Annotated in this window: 6 protein-coding genes, 1 tRNA gene and 1 pseudogene; 2 read left to right on the top strand and 6 right to left on the bottom strand. The window is 64.0% G+C overall.

Translation table 11 applies throughout. The features are described from left to right. The 5 genes from Q0925_RS01820 to moaA form a co-directional block, all read right to left on the bottom strand. Positions 1–391: 30S ribosomal protein S11 (locus Q0925_RS01820; RefSeq protein ID WP_299331243.1), on the bottom strand; the 391-nt coding region annotated here is incomplete at its 3' end. Next, positions 388–915, bottom strand: a complete 528-nt coding sequence (locus tag Q0925_RS01815; RefSeq protein ID WP_299331240.1) for a 30S ribosomal protein S4 — start codon at positions 913–915, stop codon at positions 388–390. The genes Q0925_RS01820 and Q0925_RS01815, both read right to left, overlap by 4 nt. Then, positions 912–1,439: a 30S ribosomal protein S13 gene (locus tag Q0925_RS01810; protein WP_299331237.1), complete on the bottom strand. Its 528-nt coding sequence runs from the start codon at positions 1,437–1,439 to the stop codon at positions 912–914. Before Q0925_RS01810 ends, Q0925_RS01815 begins: the two co-directional genes overlap by 4 nt. A gap of 20 nt (positions 1,440–1,459) precedes the next feature. Beyond that, positions 1,460–1,544: transfer RNA gene (locus Q0925_RS01805), tRNA-Ser, on the bottom strand. A gap of 431 nt (positions 1,545–1,975) precedes the next feature. Continuing rightward, the gene (gene moaA / locus Q0925_RS01800) at positions 1,976–2,944 is read right to left on the bottom strand and encodes a GTP 3',8-cyclase MoaA (protein ID WP_299331233.1); all 969 of its coding nucleotides are present in this window, start codon (positions 2,942–2,944) and stop codon (positions 1,976–1,978) included. 160 nt (positions 2,945–3,104) lie between these two features. Here moaA and Q0925_RS01795 point away from each other — a divergent pair, with 160 nt between their 5' ends. Next, positions 3,105–4,133 carry an Mrp/NBP35 family ATP-binding protein gene (locus Q0925_RS01795; RefSeq protein WP_299331231.1) on the top strand — a complete coding sequence of 343 codons (1,029 nt, stop codon included), beginning with the start codon at positions 3,105–3,107 and terminating at the stop codon, positions 4,131–4,133. Positions 4,134–4,196: 63 nt separating this feature from the next. On the opposite strand, the gene Q0925_RS01790 is transcribed toward Q0925_RS01795, so the two are convergent. Then, positions 4,197–5,216: a response regulator gene (locus Q0925_RS01790; RefSeq protein ID WP_299331229.1), complete on the bottom strand. Its 1,020-nt coding sequence runs from the start codon at positions 5,214–5,216 to the stop codon at positions 4,197–4,199. Between the two features lie 112 nt (positions 5,217–5,328). On the opposite strand from Q0925_RS01790, the pseudogene Q0925_RS01785 reads away from it, so the two are divergent. Then, positions 5,329–5,545: pseudogene (locus Q0925_RS01785) on the top strand (hybrid sensor histidine kinase/response regulator); the annotation flags it as partial.

The raw sequence follows: 5,545 nt of genomic DNA, 5'->3' as shown, positions 1-5,545 counted from the left end.
AGAGACGGCTGTTTTTGGGCGCACGGGTGCCGTCGTGCGGAATCGGGGTCACGTCCTCGATGCGGCCGATCTCGAGGCCGGCGCGTGCAAGCGCCCGGATGGTCGCCTGTGCGCCCGGTCCTGGGGACTTGTTGCCGTTGCCACCGGGGCCGCGCACGCGAACGTGGACACCCTCGACGCCGGCCGCGAGAACTTCCTCGGCCACCACCTCGGCCATCTGCATCGCCGCGTACGGCGACGCCTCGTCCCGGTTTTGCTTCACGACCGTTCCACCGCTCGACTTGGCGATTGTCTCGGCGCCGGTCTGGTCGGTGACCGTGATGAGCGTGTTGTTGAACGACGCGTGGACGTGGGCGATACCCCACTTGTCCTGTTCTTCCTCGGCGCTCATTCCTGTGCCTCCGCGCGTTCCGGGTGTAGATCATCCGCGAGCGGACTCGTCTCGTCGAAGGCGACACTCGACTGTTCGTCGACCTCGACCTTTTTCGAGGGCCGTTGGACACGGGCCCCGTCGACGGTGATGTGTCCGTGGCTGACGAACTGCCGGGCCTGTTGGGGCGTGTGTGCGAGCCCCTGCCGGTACACGACGGTTTGAAGCCGCCGTTCGAGCAGATCCGTCACCTCAAGCGACAGAACATCGCTGATGTCGTCCTCGTCGTCGAGAATGCCGAGTCGCTGGAGGCGCGCGATGAACTCGCTGCCCGCCTCGCCCGCGACATCGACGTCACCCTGGGCATCGCCGAGCAGTCGTCGCGCCTCGCGGCGCATCTCGCGTAGTTCGGACTGGGTACGCCAGAGTTCCTCTTTGTTGCTCAGCCCGTATCGCCCGAGAAGGTCGGCCTCCTCCGCGATACGCTCGCCCTGATATGGATGGTTGGGCGTCTCGTAGAACTTGGTGTTTTTGCCTGTGGTCATGCGTCGTCGCCCTCCGCGGCCTCCTCCTCGGCCATGTCCTCTTTGATTGCCTCGACGTTGACGCCGATGGTGCCTTCGGTACGGCCGGTGGACTTCGTCCGCTGGCCGCGCACCTTCTGGCCGCGCTTGTGTCGGACGCCGCGGTAGGAGTCGATCATTTTCATCCGGTTGATGTCCTGTGTGCGGGTCTGGCTGAGGTCGGAGCCGACGCGGTGGCTGTTCTCGCCGGAGAAAAAGTCGTTCCGGCGGTTCACCATCCATCCGGGGACTTGATCCTCGAAGTTCTCCACGACCTCGATCACGCGGTCGATTTCGTCGTCGTCGAGACGTCCGAACGTGGCCGTCCGATCCACGTCGGCCGCGTCGGCGACGATGCGCGCCGTGCGCTTGCCGATTCCGTTCATGTCGGTGAGGCTCCGCTCGACGGCTTTCGTCCCGTCGAGGTCGGTCTGTCCGATTCGGACGAAGTACCGAAGGTCTTCGTCGTCCTCGGGGGAGCCGTCCTGTGGTTCTTCTGCACTCATGGGTATGGGGGTGGTGCGAGCGTTGCGGCGGGGATTCGAACCCCGGAGGCTTGACGCCACAGAGTTAGCAACCCTGCGCCTTGGGCCAGACTTGGCTACCGCAACACCGGCAGTCGTGTCGTTGTATCGTATCGTCGCCCGCGCAAACCCAACGGGTTTGCTGGCAGACAAACCGTGACGCGGTCCGTCGGCCACGCGAACTCGGGGCCGAACGCCCCTGCAGCGTATGCAGTCGAACCAACCCGGGGGCGATACTTAAACATCACGAAAGGACGGGGGCGTGGGTCGGTGTCACAGCCACAACGACGGTCCGCGGACAACGCCCGGCACCCGTTATATCCCCGTCTCGGCGAACGTCTCGGCCGAAACGGCGACCCCGCCGCGTGGCGACGACCGCAGGCAGGGCGGGACCGTGGGTCATGCGTGCCGGCGGCCTCGGACGCTGGCCGGTCGGGAAGACCGGTGTGTGACGAACCCGGTGGTCGTTCCTGTTCGTTTCGAACTGGCGTATTTTGAAACGGTCCGTGTCGGGCGGGCTACGCCGTCGGCGCGCCGATGTACTCCTCGTTGAGCACCCACTCGCCGTCGTCGTTTTTGATCATATACTCGCCGTAGTAGGGGACACGGTTCGCAACCGTCTCCCGGAACGTCTCTCTGATCTCGGCTTTCGTCATCTCGCCCATCGACCTGAGGTCGTCGTTACGGTTGAGACAGCCCTTCAGGTAGCCCTCGTGTGTGACGCGGACTCGGTGGCAGTTGGCACAGAAGGTGGGGTTCTCGACGGGGTCGACGATTTCGACCATGCCACCGTCGACCCAGTAGCGCTTGCGGTCGTGCATCTCGCGGTGTTCGACCTCGTCGGCGATGTCGGCCAACCAGCCGTGGACCCGGTCGATGTCGATGTTCCACTCCGGTTTGCCGGTGAGTTCGGGCATATACTCGATCAACTGGAGCTGGAGACCGTCGTTCTCGGCGACGTGGTCCACCATCCCTTCGACGTAGCCCGCCGTGTGCTCGAAAACGACCATATTCAGCTTGACCGGGTCGAGTCCCGCGTCGAGGGCGGCCTCGACACCCTCCATCACCTTGTCGTATGCACCCGACTTCGTGATCTCCGCGAACTCATCGGGGTCGAGGGCGTCCTGCGAGACGTTGACGCGTTCGAGACCGGCGTCGACCAGATCCTGAGCGCGTCCCGGCAGGTACGTTCCGTTGGTCGTCATCGATACCTCCATCGAGTCGGGGGTCCGACGGATGATCTCTTCTAGGTCGTCCCGAAGCATCGGCTCCCCGCCGGTGAACTTCACGCTGTCGACGTCGAACTCGGCGGCCACCTTGAGGAAACGGACGATATCGTCCGTCGACATCTCGTCGTCCTGTGGCTCCATCGGCCCGCGCGTGTCGCCGAGGCCCTCGTTGTGACAGTAGACACAGTCGAAGTTGCACCGATCGGTGAGCGAGACGCGAACACCCGTCACCTCTCGACCGAAGTCGTCCTCCAGCATTATACTCGACGCTTCGTCCCCAGGGGCTTAAATTGGCCCCATACTGACCGGCTTATGTAACCAATTTCAGTTATATCCTGCCCGGCATGTCACGGCCAAGCGTTCCATCGTGCCGGTTCACGACAAAACTCTTATGCGGGTCTCACTCGCAGGTCGCTGCATGGACGAAGCTGACGTGCGGGAGTTGCTCGGTCGGGTCGAGGATCCGGACCTCGGCGACGACATCATCTCCCTCGGACTGGTCAACGGCGTGGCGGTCGAGAACGGCGTCGTGAAGGTGTCATTGGCGCTCGGTGCGCCGTACGCGCCGTCGGAGAGCGCCATCGCCGCCGAGGTACGGGAGGTTCTCGCTGAGGCGGGACTGGAGGTCGAACTCACGGCTAAACTCCCGTCGTCGTCACGCGACGACGAGGTGTTGCCGGGCGTAAAGAACGTGATCGCCGTCGCGTCGGGCAAAGGCGGTGTGGGTAAGTCGACCGTTGCGGTCAATCTCGCCGCCGGCCTGTCGAAACTCGGCGCACGCGTCGGGTTGTTCGACACCGATGTGTACGGCCCGAACGTCCCCCGGATGCTCGGCTCCGAGGAACCCCCGACCGCGACGGACGACGACACCATCATCCCGCCCGAGCGCTTCGGGGTGAAGCTCATCAGCATGGCGTTCATGGTGGGCGAGGACGACCCCGTTATCTGGCGCGGGCCCATGGTGCATAAGATACTCACGCAGATGGTCGAGGACGTCGAGTGGGGCGAACTCGACTATCTCGTTCTCGATATGCCCCCCGGAACCGGCGACACGCAACTCACCATCCTCCAGACGCTGCCTCTCGCCGGTGCGGTCATCGTCACGACGCCCGAGGAGGTGGCCGTCGACGACGCGCGCAAGGGGATTCGAATGTTCGGCAAACACGACACGAACGTACTCGGCCTCATCGAGAATATGAGTTCGTTCGTTTGTCCCGACTGCGGGGGCGAACACGACGTGTTCGGCTCCGGCGGCGGGCGGGGGTTGGCGGAGGCGAACGAACTCCCGTATCTCGGCGGGGTGCCACTCGATCCGGAGATTCGAACCGGATCGGATCCGATGGTCCTGAACGATGATCACCCGACTGCCGACGCCTTCCGTGTGGTCACCGAGGGTGTCGCCAACAACGTCGGCGTGGTCAATCGGCGTCGCGTCTCGGACTCGTAACCCGGGCGTGGCTCGGGACGGACGGGGCGACGGACCGTTGAAATCCGGTCACGACTGGGGCTGTCAGTCGATGGCCTTTCGGATTCGCTGGGCGAGAACGGCGTACTGATTCGTACCGACCCCCTTTTCGACGTAGTCGGTCACGTCGTCGATGATCGCCCGTTTGGCGACACGCTCCGAGCCCTGCCCGGTGAAAAGGATAAACGGAAGGGTCGGATCCCGCTCGCGGAGCGACTGCAGAAACTCGATACCGTCGGTGCCGGGCATACGGAAGTCGCTGACGACACAGTCCACCGAGCGGTCGTCGAGATACTCGAGTCCGCCCGCGGCGCTCGTGGTACGCTCGATGGCGAACCGGTCCGACTGTCGTTTCAGGAACAGTTCGCTCATCTCCAGGTCGTCCGGGTCGTCGTCGACCAACAGCACGTCGATACGCCGCGGGCGTTCGCTCGTGTCCGGGCTGGTTCCGAGCCGGACGGTGGACTGAACGTACCGTCCGAACAGGTTGAACAGGCGGGGTGTCTGAAAACAGACGACCGTTTTGGCCGGACTGCGGTCGTCCATCCAGATGAGCGTGACCGCCGCCTGCCGGTCGTCACCGAACGATTCGTGGCCCGTTCGAAACTCCGATATCGTCTCACGGGGGATACCGAAGGCCGTCGCGTCGCCATCCTCAAAGCGAATGTGCGTGGCTGTCGGCGACAGTGAGAGCGTTCGTGCCGTGTGGCGCCGCGTCCCGCCGACGGTGTGTCTGACGACCGTATCCGCGCCGGCCAGTAGGCCGCGAAACAACGTGTGCTGAAATCGGAGCAGGCTCCCCGCGTCCCCGTGGACCGACGCCACCTCGCGCACGTCATCGACATAGAACGCAAGCCGAATCGTCTCGGTCGAGTCGGGCGTCGCTCTGGGGGAGATGTCCTGAACGATGTCGAACACGTGGTCGAGGGGAATCAGCCGTGTTCCGTCGCCGGTGGCGAACACGAGTTCCCGGTCGTTCAGGACGACGCGCATCCGACTGGGTTCCGCCGTCCCGTCGCTCAGCGCCACGTCGGCCACGAAGTCGGCCAGCACATCCCCGGTCACGGTTAGACCACCACGTCGAGCATCGTAATGAACCGTTTTAGTTCGCCGGGGCCAGTTCTCACGAATTATAATACCGCGATGGGTTGAAGTTCACATCGGCGAGATGTCTACCATGGAGTCGGAGACTCGTGTCCTTCTTGTCGGAGCCGAGAGGGTGGCGGGCGATTCGACGGCGGCATTTCTCGAGCGAGCGTGCGATGGCGTCCGGACGGTACAGTGCAACGACCCGGCCAACGCAACGGCTCACCTTCGCGAGAACCCGGTTGACTGCGTGGTAAGCGGCTACCGGCTTCCCGGCACAGACGGTGTCGACTTCTGTCGTACCGTCC

Source organism: Haloplanus sp. (assembly GCF_028275055.1).
Classification (GTDB): domain Archaea; phylum Halobacteriota; class Halobacteria; order Halobacteriales; family Haloferacaceae; genus Haloplanus.
Note: the sequence above shows the minus strand (reverse complement) of the source record. Positions and strands in the feature narration are given on the sequence as shown.